The organism is Arenibacter troitsensis (assembly GCF_900177645.1).
Classification (GTDB): domain Bacteria; phylum Bacteroidota; class Bacteroidia; order Flavobacteriales; family Flavobacteriaceae; genus Arenibacter; species Arenibacter troitsensis.
Genome location: NZ_FXAO01000001.1, coordinates 649150 through 668652, shown reverse-complemented (window position 1 = coordinate 668652; position 19503 = coordinate 649150). Strand labels below are relative to the sequence as shown.

Genomic DNA, 19503 nt, shown 5'->3' with positions numbered 1-19503 from the left:
CCTGTCCAACAAAGTATAAGATGTTATCTAGGTTATTTGCATTTATAAAGTTCCAGCTGTTATCAAACAACCAGCATGGGGTACATTCCCCCTTCGTCTACCGGTTTATAACCAAATGTCTATACGCATCCCCTCATTTTAAAACATCCAAATCCCAAAATATTCTATTAAAAACAATTGCCTATTTTGAAATAGCCGAAGTACAATTGATCCCTTCCAATATTGCTTTGGAAAAAGAAATAACGAAAAACATTAAAGGCGTATCCTTCACCAACACTTCCAATCAATTAATTTATATTGATAAATTTCAAAGGGAAACCATTGAGAAGTTTATTGTTGACAATAATAGTATTACCAACGACACCGTGGTTTTGGTAAATGGGATATACCAAACGGAGAACACCCACAAATTATGGGAAAGTATAAAAGAATTGAATCGGGTAAAGGTCACCATGGACCTATTTTATTGTGGACTGGTATTTTTTAGAAGGGAACAAGCCAAGGAGCATTTTAAGATTCGGATTTAAACCCGTATTTTTAAGGGAGATAAAGAAATTCATAAAAACACGACCGATGGACTACATCATTTACATAGTACTTGCCGTTCTTGGAGTTATTTTCTTTGTTGCCCAAGGATTTACCAAAAGAAGAACCAGAGACAGAAAATCCAGGAAATTTATGGAAGATTATAAGCGGGAGGATAGAAGCAAGTCCAACGATCAAGGATAAAACTATAAAAGACTTGCACCAAAACAAAACTTAGTCTCGACCTTTCCTAGTACCCATATAATTATTAATAGCACCCAATAATACACATAGACCGGCATGAAAATATACACCAAGACTGGGGATGATGGCACAACAGGTCTTTTTGGAGGTACCCGGGTACCGAAACATCACATCCGAATTGAAAGTTACGGCACCTTGGACGAACTCAATTCTTGGGTTGGTTTAATAAGGGACCAGCCAATAGGGGAATCCTCTAAGAAGATATTGATTAAAATTCAAGAAAAACTATTTACAATTGGAGCCTTATTGGCAATCGACCCCAAGAAGGAAAAACTAAAAAGTGGAAAGGACCGTTTAAATATTCCTAAGATTGATACCGATGATATAGACCTTCTAGAGAAGGAAATAGACCTGATGGAACAGCAGCTGCCCCCTATGACCCATTTTATTTTGCCAGGAGGGCATACAACAGTGTCATATTGTCATATTGGAAGGACTATATGCCGTAGGGCGGAGCGTCTAGTGTCGCAATTAAACGATTTTGAGCCTGTAGACCCCATTCTATTAACCTACATAAACAGACTTTCCGATTTTCTCTTTGTATTGGCACGAAAATTGTCCTATGATGTTGAAGCCGAGGAAATAAAGTGGATTCCGGAGAAGAAGTACTAATAAATTCGTTAATTCTTCGTTATCAAATTATTAAAGCGTTAAAAGTAATTGAGATTTGGTTGAATTTTTCGCAAAAAAACTTGGCAGTTTCAGTTTAAAAATTACTTTTGCAAAATATTAAAAAATAAATAATTACGATGTATTGGACATTAGAATTAGCATCCTATCTAAGCGATGCGCCCTGGCCCGCAACAAAAGACGAATTGATAGATTACTCAATTAGAACCGGTGCACCTTTGGAGGTTGTAGAAAACCTACAGTCCATGGAGGAAGAAGGAGGGGAAATTTATGAATCAATCGAAGAGATTTGGCCAGACTATCCCACGGAAGAAGACTATCTTTGGAACGAGGACGAGTATTAAAATATTAACGGAATTTCAACAAAAAAGTCTCTTATGAGGCTTTTTTTTTACGTAATTTTGATGTTGGAAATCTAATCTCCAAAAGATGGCATTGCACGTGCCAACCAGAATATTTTGTGCACATACATTGGAAAAGGCTTTTACCAAGTCTTTCATTAATAACGAAAATCATTATGAGTTTTTTAAATTCAGTATTAAAGGTATTTGTAGGGGACAAATCAAAGAAAGATGTCAAGGACCTACAACCTTTGGTCAATCAAATAAAATCGTTCGAAGCGGCTTTGGAAAAATTAAGCCACGATGAACTTAGGGCAAAGACTGCTTTTTTTAAAAATAAAATAAAAGACGATTGCAAAGAGATCAATGAGCAAATAGACAAGTTGCTAAAAGAGGTAAAGGAGTCTGCAGACATAGACAAGAACGAAGATATTTATGCGGATATAGACAAACTTAAAGGGGAAATATATACCATTTCCGAAAAGGCCCTGTCAGATATGTTGCCCGAAGCCTTTGCCGTTGTCAAGGAAACAGCAAAACGCTTTGCCAATAATGAAACCATTACCGTAAAGGCTTCCGAATACGACAGGCTACTTTCCGGTTCAAAGGATTATGTTACTTTGGATGGCGACAATGCCATTTGGAAAAACTCCTGGGATGCCGCCGGCAAACAAGTTACTTGGGACATGGTACATTATGACGTTCAGTTAATTGGGGGAATTGCCCTTCACCAAGGAAAGATTGCAGAAATGCAAACTGGGGAAGGTAAGACCTTAGTAGCTACCCTGCCCCTCTATTTAAACGCGTTAACCGGAAACGGAGCCCATCTGGTTACCGTAAACGATTATCTGGCCAAAAGGGATAGCGCCTGGATGGCACCAATATTCGAATTCCACGGACTTTCAGTGGATTGTATAGACAAACACCAACCCAATTCTGACGGACGTAGGGCTGCCTATAACGCGGATATTACCTATGGCACCAACAATGAATTCGGCTTTGATTATCTTAGGGACAATATGGCCCATACCCCCAGTGACCTGGTTCAAAGACCCCATAATTACGCCATTGTGGATGAGGTGGATTCCGTTCTAGTAGACGACGCCCGTACCCCATTGATCATTTCAGGTCCGGTACCGGAAGGGGATCGACATGAATTTAATGAACTGAAACCCAAAGTAGGTGACATTGTCAACAAACAAAGAGCCTATTTGACGGGAGTTTTGGCCGAGGCCAAAAAATTGATTGCCGAAGGAGATACCAAAGAAGGTGGTTTCCTTTTGTTACGTGTACACAGAGGTCTTCCTAAAAACAAAGCCTTAATAAAGTTCTTGAGTGAAGAAGGGGTAAAACAGTTACTTCAAAAGACCGAGAACTTTTATATGCAAGATAACAACCGTGAAATGCCGAAGGTAGATGAAGAACTTTGGTTTGTTATCGATGAAAAAAACAACCAGATAGAGCTTACCGAAAAAGGAGTTGAATATTTATCAGGGGATGGCGACAAGGACTTTTTTGTAATGCCCGATATTGGCCATGAAATAGCCAAAATTGAAAGTCAGGATCTTGAAATCAACAAGGAAGCCGAATTAAAGGAGGAATTGTTCAAGGACTTTGCCATAAAAAGTGAGCGTATCCATACCATGAACCAACTTTTAAAGGCATATACACTTTTTGAGAAGGATGTGGAGTATGTAGTTATGGAGAACAAGGTAATGATCGTAGATGAGCAAACGGGCCGTATTATGGATGGCCGACGTTATTCTGACGGATTGCACCAAGCCATTGAAGCCAAGGAAAATGTAAAGATCGAGGCCATGACCCAAACCTTTGCCACCGTAACCTTACAGAACTATTTTAGGATGTACAGTAAACTGGCAGGGATGACCGGTACAGCCGTTACCGAAGCAGGGGAATTTTGGGAAATATACAAGTTGGACGTGATGGAAATCCCTACCAACAGACCTATTGCACGAGACGATAGACAAGACTTGATCTATAAGACCAAACGCGAAAAATACAATGCCATTATTGATGAGGTTACCAAAATATCACAATCGGGAAGACCGGTACTTATTGGTACTACCTCTGTTGAAATTTCCGAACTTCTTTCCCGTATGCTGACCATTAGGAAAGTACCTCACAATGTACTTAACGCCAAATTGCACAAAAAGGAAGCGGATATTGTAGCCGAGGCCGGAAATGCCGGTGTGGTGACCATAGCTACCAACATGGCTGGTCGTGGTACCGACATTAAATTAAGTGAAGAAGTAAAGAAAGCTGGTGGTTTGGCCATTGTAGGAACGGAACGCCATGATTCGAGAAGGGTAGACAGACAGCTTAGAGGTAGATCCGGACGTCAGGGAGATCCGGGAAGCTCCCAATTCTATGTTTCCTTGGAAGACAACCTTATGCGATTGTTCGGATCGGACAGGGTAGCCAAAATGATGGATAAAATGGGCTTGGAAGAAGGCGAGGTTATTCAACATTCCATGATGACGAAATCTATTGAGCGTGCCCAGAAGAAAGTGGAGGAAAACAATTTTGGTGTCCGTAAGCGATTGTTGGAATATGATGATGTTATGAACGCCCAAAGGGAAGTAGTCTACAAAAGAAGACGTCATGCCCTACAAGGGGAGCGACTGAAAGTAGATATTGCCAATATGATCTATGACACTTGCGAGGTAATTGTAGACACCAACAAGGCAGCCAGCGACTATAAGAACTTTGAATTTGAACTTATAAAATATTTCTCCATCACCTCCCCTATCAGCGAAAATGAATTTGGGAAAATGGGCGTACAGGAAATGGCCAATATTATATACAAAACGGCATATACCCATTACAAGGATAAAATGGAGCGAAATGCCGCCACGGCCTTCCCGGTCATAAAAAAGGTATATGAAGACAATGCCAATAAGTTCGAAAGAATTGTAGTACCCTTTACAGATGGGATTAAAACCTTGAATGTGGTTACCAATCTTCAGGAGGCCTACGAAAGTAACGGCAACCAATTGGTAACAGATTTTGAAAAGAACATTTCCCTCGCTATCATTGACGATTCCTGGAAAACACATCTACGAAAAATGGACGAATTAAAACAATCTGTCCAATTGGCCGTACATGAACAAAAAGACCCCTTATTGATTTACAAATTTGAGGCTTTTGAACTTTTCAAGGGAATGATTGAAAAGGTGAACAAAGAAATCGTTTCTTTCTTGTTTAAAGGAGAACTACCAACTCAGAGTCCGGAAATTCAAGAGGCTAGAAATATTCGTAGGCCAAAGGAAAATTTAAAGACCTCCAAGGAGGAAATTCCCAACAGTGATGAAATGTCGGCCCAAAGCCGGGCTGTAGGCCAGATTCAAGGTGGACGACCACAGGTAACCGAAACCATTGTAAGGGAAAAGGCCAAAATAGGGAGAAATGAAAGAGTCACTATAAAGAATGTAATGTCCGGCGAAAGCAAGACGGTCAAATACAAACAAGCTGAACCACTTTTGGACAAAGGCGAATGGGTAATTATAGAAGATTAGCCAAAATACCCAACAGCTTTATAGTTAAAGTTGTACACTAAAAAAAGCGACGCTCCTATAAGGCGTCGCTTTTTTATTGTCTAAATTTTAATATATTTATAATACATCTAAGGCTTTTCTGAAGGAAAATTAAAATTAAAATCGCATAAATAAAGGTGAATAATTGGGGCCAAAAATCAATAGAACCAAAATCCAACCTACGAGGTATAAGGGATTTCCATAAAATTATTGTTTTAACCTTAAAATTCATCGTGCTTTAATTCAAACGATTATCTTTACCCTCATAATACAACCATTAACCATTTTTTAATGCAAATACCCACTCTGGATAAGTACCGACTTAAGGACAAAGTCCGTTTAACGTTAAGGGTTAACTATATTTCCTCTGTTCTGTCCATAATATTTGGTCTAATCTGCATATTCCTACTTGATATTACTCGAATAATTCCAGCAACCTTTATTGTTTTTGGAGTTCTTAATTTGGCCAACACCCTTGCATTTCACAAACATAATTTACTTGGATTAACATACAATTTTACTTCAATACTGGCATTGGCTTCCTCTGTCATTATTACCATTTACAGTGGAGGTATTAATAGTCCCTTTATCTTTGTACTGGCTTTGGTAGTATTTGCAGGCTATATCAGCACTAAGGAATACGGTCGTATTTATTTAAATCTAAACCTATTGATCATTATTCTGATCTACTCCCAGAGTATTGCCGAATTTAATTTTACAGAAAATGTGGTCCCTGATGAAAGTAAGAATATTTTTGCCCTTTTTAGCATTCTGTTCTCCGTATACCTCTTGGGAGGTGTCATAGGAAAAAACCTTTTAAAAGCACATAACGAATTACATAAAATCCGAAACGAAAACGAGGCCCGCATCAGGGAGAAAGACACACTTTTAAAGGAAATTCACCATAGGGTTAAGAATAACCTTCAAACCGTATCAAGTTTACTCAGTCTTCAATCCAGAAGCATTGAAGAGCCAAGGATAAAAACTTTGATAAAAAGTAGTCAGAACAGGGTAATTTCAATGGCCATGGTACATGAGATGCTCTATATGCGGCATGATCTTTCCAAAATTGAATACAAGTCCTATGTAGAGGAATTAAGTGATTATCTTATTCGATCCTTTAAGGGCACTGAAAACAATATTACCCTTAACATCAAAATACCGGATATTAAACTTGGAATAGATACTGCCATACCGCTGGGTTTATTGATCAATGAAGTAATTACCAATGCCCTTAAATACGGTATTAAAGACAACGATCCAGGGAAAATACATATAGAACTTGTAAAATCCAATGCAAAGGACTATATACTTTATATTGGTGATGATGGCGTAGGCTTTCCCGAGGGCATCAGTCATAAGAATACAAAATCGCTGGGACTAAAACTTATCCACAACCTGTCCCGCCAATTAAAGGGGTCCATAAACAGGGATCCCTCCAAGAAAGGTACAAACTACATAGTTAAATTTTCGGATATTCAGCATCCTTTTAAGACCTAACCCATGGGTACTGCCAACACTTGTTAGTATCTATTTCCTTATTTTTCTTAAAATAAACTAAGGGTGTGCCCCAAAGATTCAAAGTATTGAAAAACATATAATGTTTTACTGCTTGTCCTGTTTCACCATCACTTTTAATGGCCTTAGAATACCCTTGGTTTTAGGAAAAATAATTATATGAATAAGGCCAAGGGATATAAGAATAATAAGCGCAAATACTATCATAATGGTCTATTTAGGGGCTGTCCGTTTAAGGGCAGCAGGTTAATGTATCGTATTATGCCAATTTGGCTTTGTTTAATTTGGTTGAAAAAGACAATGCTTTAGTAATCTTGGAATTTTTAAACATGTATAAACGTGCTACAGCATTTTCATTTTTAACGGTAACTTCCTGTTGTGCAGTAGCAGTTACTATAGACATGGCAACAGTTTCAACCTTTACTTCGCCAGCACCGTTTTGAGCTTGTGCAGCTACTCCTATAAAAAGAACAAAGATTAATGTTAAAATGGTTTTCATGACTTGCGTTTTGTTATTTATATAACTCGCGCAAGCGTACTTTTCCAAGTTCCAATTCGCTGAAAAGCACTGTTACTCGTTAAGGGGGAAAATCAAGGATAAAGTGCAAAATATTGCCGATAAACGTCGGAAGGCCCAATTTCACTTAAGCGATAAAAGAAGTATTTAACCGAGGTTCGCCATCTGCCATCAGGGACATATGTCCTTTTGTTACCTATAAGTATTGTTTTGCGTACAACAGTTATTTATCTGGAGAATATCAAACAATATGTTAATTGTTTTTTTATTACAAAGCAACTGCTTAGTTTTGTACCGTATTTATAAAATGGCAAGGAGCAAACAATATAACGAAGAGGAAGTAATAGAAAAAGCAATGGCCTTGTTCTGGCGCAATGGGTATGGGAATACCTCCGTTCGCATGTTGGAAAAGGAAATGGGAATAAACCAATTCTCTATTTATTCAAGTTTCGGAAGTAAGAACGGGGTTTTTCTGGAATGCATTAAATCATACAAAAAGAAGATGCATCGTATTACGGAAATTTTGGAGAAATCGAACAACGGGGTAATCGGCATTAAACAATACTTCTACGATTTCTTGGAATTCTCCAAGGATGACAATGGCAAAAAGGGGTGCTTGGTTACCAATACCGTAAATGAATTGGGAGCCCATGGGGACCCAATTATAATGACAGAACTGAAGAGCTTTTTTAATGAGATCAAAACCCTGTTTGCAAATAACTTAAGTCAAGACAAAAATAAAGACCTAGCCACCGTTGAAAAACAGGCAAATTACTTGGGAACCTCTATGTTGGGACTTACCCTGGCCTCTAAAATATTAAGTAGAATACAATTGGAGGATTATATAGAAACAGCATTTAAGAACCTTTGACATTTTTTTATTCCATTACTAAGCATTTGCTTAGTAATCAGTCTTAAATTAAAATTGAATTATGACTACATTAAAAGTACACAACATTGAATCAGCACCTGAAGAAAGTAAACCCTTTTTGCAAAAATCGGTTAAGGCTTTTGGTATGATTCCCGGTTTACATGGGGTATTGGCCAGTGCTCCAGGAATCCTAGAGGCATACCAGACACTGCATCAATTATTTGTTGATTCTTCCTTTAACAACGAAGAATTAACCGTAGTGTGGCAGACCATTAACGTAGAACACGAATGTCACTACTGTATGCCGGCACATACCGGTATTGCCCATATGATGAAAGTAGATCCGGCCTTAAGCGAAGCGTTAAGAAATAGGACCAACATGCCCACGGAAAAACTACAGGTATTGCACGAGACCACTTTATCCATTGTTCGGAACCGTGGAAATATTTCGAAGGACGAATTGAACAGATTCTACGCCGTTGGTTACGGGGAAAGACAAATTTTGGAAATCATCCTCGGTCTATCCCAAAAGGTAATAAGCAACTATTCCAATCATATTGCCAACACTCCCGTTGATACCGCATTTAAAAAGTTTGCTTGGATACCCGAAACTATAACCACTTAAACAAAAGAAAGGCTAACAACGGAATAGGACGCCAACGGCTTACATTTCATAAGCTTCCGTCAAGTTCCTATTGCAGCAATACAGGAAAAGCTTGTATGCAACCAGCTTCATATTCACTAACTTTGAACTTTTTAATACTTTCAATCTTTGGAACATTCGATTGATTTAAATGCGGAAGCAATTTTGGCAGAACTTCCTAATTTTACCTATGTGCAACTACAAATTCAAATTAGCCAAGTTATATAAAGTCTAACACGCACTAAATACATTTTTAAATGACAGATAAAATTAAAATAGATATTGTATCCGATGTAGTGTGCCCTTGGTGCACCATAGGTTACAAACGCTTGGATAAAGCCATCTCGGAAATGGGTATTCAAGACCAAGTAGAAATAGAGTGGCAACCTTTTGAACTAAATCCCCATATGCCAAAAGAAGGCCAGAACTTACAGGAACATATTACCGAAAAATATGGCTCAAGTTTGGAAGACCAAAAACGTTCACAGGAATATATGGCCGAGGCGGGGGCAGAATTGGGATTTACCTTCGATTATTTTGATGAAATGAGAATGGCCAATACTTTTGAAGCACATATCTTATTGGAGTATGCCAAGGCATTTGGTAAGCAAACCGATTTAAAGATGCGTTTAACCACTGCCTTTTTTAGCGAAAGAAAAGATGTCTCGGACAGAGCTATTTTAAAGCAGGCCCTGTTGGATGTTGGCTTAAACGCTGAAGAAGCCTTAGCTAATTTAGATAATGATGAAGCCCGTTATGAATTAAGAAGTAAAGAGGATTATTGGAAAAACCTAGGAGTCAATTCTGTGCCAACCATAGTATTTAACAGAAAAAGTGCCGTTACTGGTGCTCAACCTGTGGAGGTATTTAAACGGATACTTACCGAAGTTATGGAACAATAAGGTTAGCGGGGTCCATATAATTAGACGCTCAATGCCCTATTCACGGGCATTCCGGTACCAGTAAAAAATTAATCTTATGAAAAGAGTAGTAATAACAGGCTTGGGAGCCTTGACTCCCATTGGAAATACGGTTAACGAATTTTGGGATAGTGCCATAAAAGGCAAAACTGGGGCAACAAGGATCACAAAATTTGACCCAACCCAATTTAAAACCACCTTCGCCAGTGAGGTAAAAAATTTCAATCCAGAAAATTACCTGGATCGTAATGAAATTAAAAGAAGTGATCCCTTTACACAATATGCACTTTACTCGGTTACCGAAGCCTTTGGCGATAGTGGATTAAATATGGAATCCCTATCCCCTTTTGATATAGGCGTCATCTGGGGTTCGGGCCAGGGAGGTATGCAAACCTTTGAGGACGAGGTAAAGAATTATACCACAGGGGGAATGAACCCGCGCTTCAACCCGTTTTTTATTCCAAAGATGTTGGTGAATATGGCTTCGGGAATGATCGCCATGAAATTTGGATTAATGGGTATCAACTACACGGCAGTGTCGGCGTGCGCCTCTTCCAACTCCGCTATAATGGATGCTTTCAATTATATAAGGTTGAACAAGGCCAAAGTTATGGTTACTGGAGGGTCTGAAGCTCCCATTACGGAAGCTTCCATTGGTGGATTTGGCTCCATGAAAGCCTTATCCAACCGCAACGATGATCCACAACACGCCTCCAGGCCATTCGATGTTGACAGGGACGGATTTGTTATGGGTGAGGGCGCCGGGGCACTAATATTGGAAGAATACGAACACGCCAAAAAACGTGGAGCAAAGATTTATGCAGAGATAGTGGGTGCCGCTATGACCGATGATGCCTACCATATTTCCGCCACCCATCCGGAAGGTATAGGGGCTATAAAAGCGATGCAGTTGGCCATGGAAGAAGCAAAACTAAATCCTGGGCAAATCAACTACTTAAATGCCCATGCCACTTCCACACCCGTTGGGGATATCAGCGAAATGAAGGCCGTGGCAAAAACCTTTAACAATGAATATAAAAACCTAAAAATTAGCGCCACCAAATCTATGACAGGGCATTTAATGGGGGCCGCAGGTGCCGTTGAGGCAATTTTAGCTATTAAGTCCATTCAATACAACATTATCCCCCCAACTATCAACACGGTCAATATTGATCCCCAGATTCCACAATCACTACCTATTGTAGCGGGAGATGCTTTGGATAGTAAAATAAATGTAGCCATGAGCAACACCTTTGGATTTGGCGGACATAATGGAACCGTAATTTTCAGAAGACTTTAAAGCCTAAATAATTTTCAACAAACCATAACTACAAGGTCTTGTTTTCCTAAGTCAATCAAAGCTATTTAGTTATCTTGTAACCTCAATAAAAATTTAAGCTACATCTTATGGCTTAAAAGAGTAAGTGTAACATATGAAAAACAGATAGAAATGAAAACAATGACCTGTAAGCAATTGGGAGGTGCCTGTGACATGCAATTTCACGCCAATAGCTTCGAAGAAATAGCAGAACAAAGCAAAAAACACGGTATGGCAATGTTCCAGGCCGGAAACACAGATCATATGGAGGCAATGAAAAAAATGCAGGAACTTATGTCAACTCCTGACGCCTTGGCCAAATGGTTTGAAAATAAAAGAAAGGTATTTGAAGCCTTGCCAACAAATAAATAAATGCGCTTGGGGACAATTACATTTACCCTAAATAAGAATCCTCAATTATTCCTCCTTTTCCACCCTACTCTTTAAGGGTTTAATATTGTCCTCTGATTTAGTAAAAACAACCAAATAATTAAGACAGATACAGAAGAAGGCAAGAAGGGTTATTATAATCAACATATTTCTTTGTTTGAAAGTGGAATGAATACTTTATTATCACAACCCCAGTTCTAAGCTAGTTTAGCCTTGTTCAACTTGGTAGAGAAAGACAATGCTTTGGTTATTTTAGAATTTTTGAACATGTACAAACGCGCTACAGCATTTTCATTTTTAACGGCAACTTCCTGTTTTGCAGTAGCAGTTACTATAGACATGGCAACAGTTTCAACCTTTACTTCGGCAGCACCTTTTTGAGCTTGTGCAGCTACTCCGATAAAAAGAACAAAGATTAAAGTTAAAATGGTTTTCATGACTTGCGTTTTGATATATATATATAACTCGCGCAAGCGTACTTTTCCAGGTTCCAATTCGCTGAAAAGCACTGTTACTCGTTAAGGGGAGAAATCACGGACAAAGTGCAAAAAATTGTCGATGAACGCCATGCACACCAAATTCACTTAAGCGGTAAAAAATGTCTTTGAACGGAAATGGAGAGTGACTTAGCTAGTCATAAAATTCAATATCCAATTAGTATTGTCCATTTTTTTTGTTAGCATATCTTATTATTGTCTCCATAGTATGCCAAACCTAAAGACCCTGTATTTATATTTGCAAACCAAAATGAACCCTTACTATATTTCTATGATAGGGAAAAAAATGCAAAATGGAAAGATTAGAACACATAGAAAATGAAATCTCCCATCTAAGGAGTGAATTACAGAATCACCTACTTTATAAAAACTTAAAATGTATTGGTGATATTAAAATTTTTATGGAAAATCATGTTTTTGCCGTATGGGATTTCATGTCCCTTTTAAAGGCTCTACAGATTGAACTCACGAGCATGCAGTTGCCATGGATTCCCAAAAAAAATCCAACCTTAGCGCGGTTTATCAATGAAATCGTCCATGGGGAGGAAAGCGATATCAATGAATTGGGAGAACCAAAAAGTCATTTTGAGATGTACCTTGATGCCATGGATCAAATTGGAGCTGATACCAATATGATAGATAAATTATTGTATTTGTTAGGTTCTGGGCATCATATTGAGGTTTCCTTAAAAAAAATAAGTGTTGATGAACGGGTAAAGGAATTTGTTAAGTTTTCTTTTGATCTTATCAAAACCCAAAAGCCGCATTTAATTGCTTCGGCCTTTACCTTTGGGCGTGAAGATGTTATTCCTGATATGTTCCTAGAAATACTGAATAGCGCCAAAGCCGACAATAAACAATACAATAAACTAATTTATTATTTGCAAAGGCATATAGAATTGGACGGGGAAGAACACGGTCCGTTATCACTTCGAATGATTTCGGAACTTTGTGGGGAGGATAATGTAAAATGGGACGAAGCATTAATAACTGCCAAACAGGCCCTTCAAAAAAGGATACAACTTTGGGACGCAATAAACGACTTAATTTTACAAGAAGAACAGACCCTTCAAGAAGTATAGTCCGTTAAATATACTACCGAATTCAGCAAACCTTGAACAACCATCAAAACAACTTTTTGAGAGTATCAATAAATTTCATGGCATAAATCAAAATCGTGTCAGCTCAAATTCCGTGGAAAGGGAAAAAATAATCACTAAAAAAAAGGATAAATTTTTTCTCAAAACAAATATTAATCGTAATATTGCGATATACAAATGAAATAATAATGGGATTAGCCAAAACAGAAATATTTTCGGACCAACAAAATGAAATTGCCAGTTTTGCGAAGGTGTTCGGACATCCGGCACGGGTGGCCATACTACAGCATCTTTTTAAATTGAATACCTGTGTTTGTGGTGATCTGGTAAGTGAAATAGGATTGGCACAGCCTACCATATCACAGCACCTAAAAGAATTGAAACTCCTAGGACTCATTAAAGGTAGTGTGGAAGGCACCAGTGTATGTTATTGTATCAATACTGAAAAATGGCTGGAAATGAAGGAGATTATTAACCAATTTCTAAATCAGGACATCTCCAAACAAGGGGATTGCTGCTAAAAAATTTAAACATATCAATCGTATAATCGCAATAAACAAATAACAAAATGAAACTATCGGAAATAAAAACAATTTTGGGAAAATTGGATACCATTGCCTTCCAATTGCCAAATGGCAAACTAGTACCCAGTCATTTTCACGTTACCGAAGTGGGCAAAATCTCCAAGAACTTCATAGACTGTGGCGGAACGGTCCGCAAGGAGGAAGTTGTAAATTTTCAGCTTTGGGATTCCAATGACTATGACCACCGCCTCCATCCTGAAAAATTGGTTCACATCATTGATCTATCGGAAAAGGTATTGGAGCTTGGGGATTTGGAAATTGAAGTGGAATATCAAGGAGAGACCATACAAAAATTTGGATTGGACTTTGACGGCACCAACTTTCTTTTGGCCACCAAGCATACAGATTGTTTAGCGAAGGACAACTGTGGAATTCCAACTGAAAAACCGAGAATTAAGTTATCCCAATTACAAGAGACTTCGGCAAATTGCTGTACTCCAAACTCAGGATGCTGTTAAACCTTTAACCATACTTTAAGCCATTTTCGATGATGCCCGTAAAAACGAAGGTCTTTGACCAAATAGATCAGGTTATCTCTACACTTAGTACCGATAATATTAGCGAGGAGCGAAAAGAAATTTTACAGCCCCTGGCCGACTATATACAGTCTAAAACAGATGCCCAAGAACCCATTAGAATTAATTTTATTTGCACCCACAATTCCAGAAGAAGTCACTTGTCCCAAGTATGGGCACAAACAATGGCATTCTACTTTAATGTTAAGAATGTACAGTGTTATTCGGGTGGAACAGAATCTACTGCCTTATTTCCAATGGTGGCAGAAACCTTAAAAAATACAGGATTCCAAATAGAAACCATTTCGGGAGGGAAAAATCCAATCTACAGCATTAAGTATGCCAAGAACGAACCTGCGGTAATAGGTTTTTCAAAGAAATTGGATGATGCCTTTAATCCCAAATCGGAATTTGCCGCAGTCATGACCTGTTCTCAGGCTGATGGAGGCTGTCCGTTCATCGCTGGGGCCGAAAAGCGTATCCCCATAACTTTTGAGGACCCAAAGGCGTTTGACAATACCCCGCAGCAGGCTGAAAAGTATCGGGAAAAAAGCTTTCAAATTGCAAGAGAATTAATGTACATATTTGCCCAAATAACCACTTAATTTATGGCTTCGGACAAGAAATTAAGCTTTCTGGACAGCTATCTTACATTATGGATTTTTTTGGCAATGGCATTGGGCGTAGGCATAGGCTTTTTTGTACCCACTTTTCCCAAAATCATCGATAGTTTTAGTAGTGGAGCAACAAATATCCCCATTGCTATTGGCCTTATTCTTATGATGTATCCGCCATTGGCAAAAGTAGATTACTCCCTATTGCCCAAGGTTTTTAAGAACACTAAGATTTTATCCATTTCTTTGATCCTTAATTGGATTGTTGGACCAATTTTGATGTTTACACTGGCGATAACCTTTTTAAGGGATTACCCGGATTATATGGTTGGGCTGATCCTTATTGGATTGGCGCGTTGTATAGCCATGGTACTTGTTTGGAACGATCTGGCGGAAGGAAGTAGTGAATACGGTGCCGGACTGGTAGCCCTTAATAGTATATTTCAGGTTTTTGCCTATAGTTTTTATGCCTGGATCTTTATTACAGTACTACCTCCCTACTTCGGATTTGAAGGGGCAATAGTAGACATTTCTATTGCTACCATAGCCGAAAGTGTAGCTATTTATTTGGGAATTCCGTTTGCAATGGGTTTTTTAAGTAGATTGATCCTGGTTAAGCTGAAAGGTGAGGAGTGGTACTCCGAAACATTTATTCCTACCATATCCCCCATGACCTTGATTGCCCTATTGTTTACCATAGTGGTCATGTTTTCATTAAAAGGTGAAATGATTGTAGAGATCCCCATGGACGTTCTTATCATAGCCGTTCCTTTACTGATCTATTTTACCCTGATGTTTATCATTGGTTTTTTCTTTACCAAGGCCATGGGTGCCGATTATGATAAAACGGCCTCGGTAGCTTTTACAGCGGCCGGGAACAATTTTGAATTGGCCATAGCCGTGGCAATAGCTGTCTTCGGATTAAATTCGGGACAGGCATTCGCTGGAGTCATTGGCCCCTTGGTGGAAGTTCCCGCATTAATTTTATTGGTCCGTGTTGCCTTTGGATTACGGAAAAGGTATTATCCCAAAGTTACCACATAGGACTTAGGAATTTTTGGGCTATTAAGAAGTTCGTATGCCGTAAAAATAAAATGTATTAAACCTCAGGACATGCCCTGAACCCAATATTGGAAATCGACCCAAGGGTCGAGGTATTGAACCTAAATCCCTCCGAAAAAGGCGTTATTAGTTCAACTTGCAATTTTCAGTGCGTCTTTCTGACTTCTCAAAATTCAGTTTCACTAATAAAATAGGTCTTAAGCCAATTTAGCTTTGTTCAATTTGGTAGAGAAAGACAATTCTTTGGTTACCTTGGAATTTTTGAACATATACAAACGGGCAACAGCGTTTACATTTTTTACGGCTACTTCTTGTTTGGCAGTAGCAGTAACGATACTCATGGCAACAGTTTCAACTTTAACTTCAGTAGTACCGTTCTGAGCTTGTGCGGCCATTGCGATAAAAAGAACAAAGATTAAAGTTAATATGGTTTTCATGACTTGCGTTTTATTATATCTATAACTTGGGCAAGTGTATTTTTCTAGGTTCTGTTTCGATAAAAAGCACTGTTTCTCGTTGAGCGGAAAAATTTCGGATGAAGTGCAAAATATTATCGATTAACGTACGGGCGCCAAAAATCATTTTAACGATAATTTTTTGCGTTTCAACGATAAGAGTAAGTATTTACTTACAGTTTGAACCCCTGCGATTTTAAGATTATGAGATCAAAAAGTCAGAAACCGTGGAATTACCTCGATTTAATATTAAATGAATTACAATAATATTCCTTGCTTCTTACTTTTGTAATATGAAAAAAGCTTTGGATCGTTTTTCCCAACAAGCAAAAACCTATAAAACTTATCGGCCTACCTATCCGGAGGAATTGTTTAAGTATATATACTCCTTTTGTAAAGCTAGGAATACCTGTTGGGACTGTGGAACAGGTAACGGTCAGGTGGCCGCCATCTTATCCCGTTCCTTCGATAGGGTATTTGCCACCGATATAAGCCAAGAACAAATTCATAATGCAATTCCCAAACCGAACATATACTATAGCGTTCAAAGAGCCGAAAGGACAACATTTCCGAACCATTACTTTGATTTGATTACAGCGGCCCAAGCCGTACATTGGTTTGACCTACCCAGCTTCAATATGGAAGTCAATAGAGTTCTAAAGCCCAATGGTGTTGTAGCTATTTGGGGCTATGGACTTCTAAAAGTAAATCCCGAAATAGATCTCATTATACATCATTTTTATAAAGATATCATAGGGAAATATAGGGATAAGGAAAGGGGGCACATAGATCAAAACTACAGCACCATTCCATTTAATTTTAATGAAGTGAAAATAAAGAAGACCTTTAAAATTGAAACCCAATGGACAATCGATCAATTAGAGGGTTATTTTAATTCCTGGTCCAGCGTACAACATTATAAAGCAAAGAACAAGGGCAACAATCCAGTGGAAAAACTTATATCGGCTATAGCCCCCAAATGGAATACAGGACCTCACCATATAACCTTCCCTATCTTTCTACGCATAGGCACCCCATTTAGGTAAGCAGAATAATTTTGCTATTAAATAGTTGTCCATTTAACCAACAGTACTCCGTTTATACCATTAAATGCTATGCAGCAGCCAATATGGAACGCCTCCTCATCATCATAAAAATCCCCAAGGAAATGGACCCGCATACCAAAAATCCAACAAATAGAGGAAGAATGGTATCCTGTATATAACTACCAACATAGGTTGCTATGGGAATGGCGATCATAGTAGATATAAATCCGGTGATGGCAGCCCCTATTCCAGCAATATGGCCAATAGGCTCCATAGCTATGGCCCTAAGGTTTCCGAACAAAAAGCCCAGGGTAAAAAATTGCATGGCCAAAAAGGTAATCAATATCCATAAACTTGGATTTTGGGAATTCCAGAACAAGCCCACATAAACTATGGAAACAGTACAAAATAAGGTCAAAGCAATCAATGCCAATCTTCTCATCCCTAATTTCACCACCATGGTACCGTTCAAAAGAGTAGATAAGCCAACGGATATTGCCAAACCAGCAAAAACAAAGGGGAAATTATCGGCCAAGCCGTACTGCACCTCAAAAACTTCCTGAGCAGAACTCAAATAAACCATAAAGGCACCGGTGATGAGGCCAGAAACGATAGTAAAAGCCATTGTTTCCCTGTGTCTTAGCAATTCTTTAAAACCGTCCACAAACACATGACTGGAAAATTTAATCTTATATTCTGGCTTTAAGGTTTCAGGTTGTCTTCTCCAAAACCAAACACCCACTCCTAAAGTGGCCACCAATTGCATATAAAAAATGGATTCCCAACCATAATGGTCCAAAAAGAACTTTCCCATGGCCGGGGCAACTATAGGTACCAAAATAAAAAATGCCGTAACGAAAGACATAATCTTGGCCATATAATCTCCCTTATAGGAATCCCTAATCATGGATATGCTTATTGTTCTTGGAGCAGAAAGCCCTATACCCTGTAGAATTCTACCTACTATCATCCACTCCAAATTGGGAGCCAAAACACAGATAACACTGGCTACACAAAATAAGGCAAAACCAATATACACTATAGGTTTCCTACCAAAACTATCCGATAATGGTCCAAAAATCAATTGTCCCACTCCCAATCCCAAAAAAATCATTGTTATAAACTTTTGATTTTCAGTAGGGTCCAAGCTATTAATATCTATCCCTATAGTAGACATTGCCGGTAAGAGAGCATCAATGGCCAGTGCTACAATAGACATTAAGGAAGCCATTATGGCAACAAATTCGAATTGTGGTCGCTGCTGACTTTTTTGCATCCGGCAAAATTAAACATATGGAATAAGATTCACCCATATATTGCAGGAAATAACAAAACCCTAACATTTATAAAGATCATACAAAGTACTGACTTTACACAATTTACATAAAAAACTTCCCCGTTTCAAGAACTGAATAGACGAAAATTTAATAATGGAAAAGTTTTCCCAAAATTTAATTCCCATACATTTGAAGTCATAAACACTAATTATTTATTATGAAAATCAATTTTATCATTGCACTGGTATGTCTGTCCAACTTATTTGGATACAGCCAAAAGTTAAAAGTAGAACAGGGAGATTTTAATTTTATCAAAGGTCAGAAGGAAATAAATGTAGAATTTGTTTATGACAATATGAAACTATTGAAAAAGAATCTCACAAATGACGAATACGTAAAAGAGCATTCCGCAGAATTGGAAGAAAAAACACGGGGAAAAGGTACATCTTGGGAAAAAAGCTGGTACGCAAGTAGGGAATTGATCTACGCCCCAAAATTTTTGGAATTAATGAATAGATATCTTTATGAGGACCACAATGTTTTCTTTAGTGAAAATTTAGCTGAGGCCAAATACACCCTTATTGTGGAGACGGTATGGGTTTATCCCGGCTGGGATGCTGGTGTCATGAAGCAACCTGCAAAAGTTAGCACCTTATTAAAATTTGTTGAAACCAATAATAGAGATAATATACTGTTGGAAGTTTCTAGTGAAAACGCCCCTGGAGACCAATGGGGAAGCTCGTTTAGCAATGAAGATAGATTAGGGGAAGGATATGCCAAAACTGGAAAATCCTTTGCCAAGCTAATTCTAAAAAAAGGCTTCTAAACCAAGATCATTTGGTTGGTTACAAAAAAGTGAATG

At 38.3% G+C, this 19503-nt stretch carries 22 protein-coding genes; 18 read left to right on the top strand and 4 right to left on the bottom strand.

The window, feature by feature from the left end:
• The first annotated feature begins 20 nt into the window (after positions 1-20).
• From B9Y87_RS02690 to B9Y87_RS02670, 6 genes are all read left to right on the top strand, one after another.
• The gene (locus B9Y87_RS02690; protein ID WP_139827125.1) at positions 21-527 is read left to right on the top strand and encodes a hypothetical protein; all 507 of its coding nucleotides are present in this window, start codon (positions 21-23) and stop codon (positions 525-527) included.
• 46 nt (positions 528-573) lie between these two features.
• A complete protein-coding gene (locus B9Y87_RS21885; RefSeq protein WP_176225577.1) occupies positions 574-729 on the top strand; it encodes a hypothetical protein in 156 nt (51 codons plus the stop codon).
• Between the two features lie 96 nt (positions 730-825).
• A complete protein-coding gene (locus tag B9Y87_RS02685; protein ID WP_085495901.1) occupies positions 826-1401 on the top strand; it encodes a cob(I)yrinic acid a,c-diamide adenosyltransferase in 576 nt (191 codons plus the stop codon).
• A gap of 137 nt (positions 1402-1538) precedes the next feature.
• Positions 1539-1763, top strand: a complete 225-nt coding sequence (locus tag B9Y87_RS02680; RefSeq protein WP_013994285.1) for a DUF2795 domain-containing protein — start codon at positions 1539-1541, stop codon at positions 1761-1763.
• Positions 1764-1936: 173 nt separating this feature from the next.
• Positions 1937-5296, top strand: a complete 3360-nt coding sequence (gene secA / locus B9Y87_RS02675; protein ID WP_085495899.1) for a preprotein translocase subunit SecA — start codon at positions 1937-1939, stop codon at positions 5294-5296.
• Between the two features lie 309 nt (positions 5297-5605).
• On the top strand, positions 5606-6814 hold the full coding sequence (locus B9Y87_RS02670) for a sensor histidine kinase (RefSeq protein ID WP_085495897.1): 1209 nt from the start codon (positions 5606-5608) through the stop codon (positions 6812-6814).
• A 277-nt stretch (positions 6815-7091) separates the two neighbouring features.
• On the opposite strand, the gene B9Y87_RS02665 is transcribed toward B9Y87_RS02670, so the two are convergent.
• A complete protein-coding gene (locus B9Y87_RS02665) occupies positions 7092-7331 on the bottom strand; it encodes a hypothetical protein (protein WP_085495895.1) in 240 nt (79 codons plus the stop codon).
• A 325-nt stretch (positions 7332-7656) separates the two neighbouring features.
• On the opposite strand from B9Y87_RS02665, the gene B9Y87_RS02660 reads away from it, so the two are divergent.
• The 5 genes from B9Y87_RS02660 (at position 7657) to B9Y87_RS02640 (ending at position 11473) form a co-directional block, all read left to right on the top strand.
• The gene (locus tag B9Y87_RS02660) at positions 7657-8220 is read left to right on the top strand and encodes a TetR/AcrR family transcriptional regulator (RefSeq protein ID WP_085495893.1); all 564 of its coding nucleotides are present in this window, start codon (positions 7657-7659) and stop codon (positions 8218-8220) included.
• Between the two features lie 61 nt (positions 8221-8281).
• A complete protein-coding gene (locus B9Y87_RS02655) occupies positions 8282-8845 on the top strand; it encodes a carboxymuconolactone decarboxylase family protein (RefSeq protein ID WP_085495890.1) in 564 nt (187 codons plus the stop codon).
• A gap of 275 nt (positions 8846-9120) precedes the next feature.
• Positions 9121-9765 (top strand): DsbA family oxidoreductase, encoded by a 645-nt coding sequence (locus tag B9Y87_RS02650; protein ID WP_085495887.1) that lies wholly within the window; start codon positions 9121-9123, stop codon positions 9763-9765.
• Between the two features lie 76 nt (positions 9766-9841).
• Positions 9842-11083 carry a beta-ketoacyl-ACP synthase II gene (gene fabF, locus B9Y87_RS02645; RefSeq protein WP_085495885.1) on the top strand — a complete coding sequence of 414 codons (1242 nt, stop codon included), beginning with the start codon at positions 9842-9844 and terminating at the stop codon, positions 11081-11083.
• A gap of 150 nt (positions 11084-11233) precedes the next feature.
• Entirely contained in the window at positions 11234-11473 is a 240-nt protein-coding gene (locus B9Y87_RS02640; protein WP_085495883.1) for a DUF1059 domain-containing protein, read from the top strand.
• Between the two features lie 215 nt (positions 11474-11688).
• On the opposite strand, the gene B9Y87_RS02635 is transcribed toward B9Y87_RS02640, so the two are convergent.
• Positions 11689-11928 carry a hypothetical protein gene (locus B9Y87_RS02635; RefSeq protein ID WP_085496632.1) on the bottom strand — a complete coding sequence of 80 codons (240 nt, stop codon included), beginning with the start codon at positions 11926-11928 and terminating at the stop codon, positions 11689-11691.
• 353 nt (positions 11929-12281) lie between these two features.
• Between B9Y87_RS02635 and B9Y87_RS02630 the strand changes: the two genes are divergently transcribed.
• From B9Y87_RS02630 to arsB, 5 genes are all read left to right on the top strand, one after another.
• On the top strand, positions 12282-13070 hold the full coding sequence (locus B9Y87_RS02630) for a DUF3050 domain-containing protein (protein WP_085495882.1): 789 nt from the start codon (positions 12282-12284) through the stop codon (positions 13068-13070).
• 206 nt (positions 13071-13276) lie between these two features.
• A complete protein-coding gene (locus B9Y87_RS02625; RefSeq protein ID WP_085495880.1) occupies positions 13277-13609 on the top strand; it encodes an ArsR/SmtB family transcription factor in 333 nt (110 codons plus the stop codon).
• A 47-nt stretch (positions 13610-13656) separates the two neighbouring features.
• The gene (locus tag B9Y87_RS02620; RefSeq protein ID WP_085495877.1) at positions 13657-14130 is read left to right on the top strand and encodes a DUF6428 family protein; all 474 of its coding nucleotides are present in this window, start codon (positions 13657-13659) and stop codon (positions 14128-14130) included.
• Between the two features lie 29 nt (positions 14131-14159).
• Entirely contained in the window at positions 14160-14792 is a 633-nt protein-coding gene (locus tag B9Y87_RS02615; protein ID WP_085495875.1) for an arsenate-mycothiol transferase ArsC, read from the top strand.
• A 3-nt stretch (positions 14793-14795) separates the two neighbouring features.
• Positions 14796-15845 (top strand): ACR3 family arsenite efflux transporter, encoded by a 1050-nt coding sequence (gene arsB, locus B9Y87_RS02610; RefSeq protein ID WP_085495874.1) that lies wholly within the window; start codon positions 14796-14798, stop codon positions 15843-15845.
• A 215-nt stretch (positions 15846-16060) separates the two neighbouring features.
• Here the strand turns inward: arsB and B9Y87_RS02605 are convergent, their stop codons facing one another.
• On the bottom strand, positions 16061-16300 hold the full coding sequence (locus B9Y87_RS02605; RefSeq protein ID WP_085495872.1) for a hypothetical protein: 240 nt from the start codon (positions 16298-16300) through the stop codon (positions 16061-16063).
• Positions 16301-16611: 311 nt separating this feature from the next.
• On the opposite strand from B9Y87_RS02605, the gene B9Y87_RS02600 reads away from it, so the two are divergent.
• A complete protein-coding gene (locus tag B9Y87_RS02600) occupies positions 16612-17364 on the top strand; it encodes a class I SAM-dependent methyltransferase (protein ID WP_085495871.1) in 753 nt (250 codons plus the stop codon).
• Positions 17365-17431: 67 nt separating this feature from the next.
• Here the strand turns inward: B9Y87_RS02600 and B9Y87_RS02595 are convergent, their stop codons facing one another.
• On the bottom strand, positions 17432-18640 hold the full coding sequence (locus B9Y87_RS02595; protein WP_085495869.1) for a multidrug effflux MFS transporter: 1209 nt from the start codon (positions 18638-18640) through the stop codon (positions 17432-17434).
• Positions 18641-18858: 218 nt separating this feature from the next.
• On the opposite strand from B9Y87_RS02595, the gene B9Y87_RS02590 reads away from it, so the two are divergent.
• A complete protein-coding gene (locus B9Y87_RS02590) occupies positions 18859-19467 on the top strand; it encodes a hypothetical protein (RefSeq protein ID WP_085495868.1) in 609 nt (202 codons plus the stop codon).
• Positions 19468-19503 lie beyond the last annotated feature (36 nt).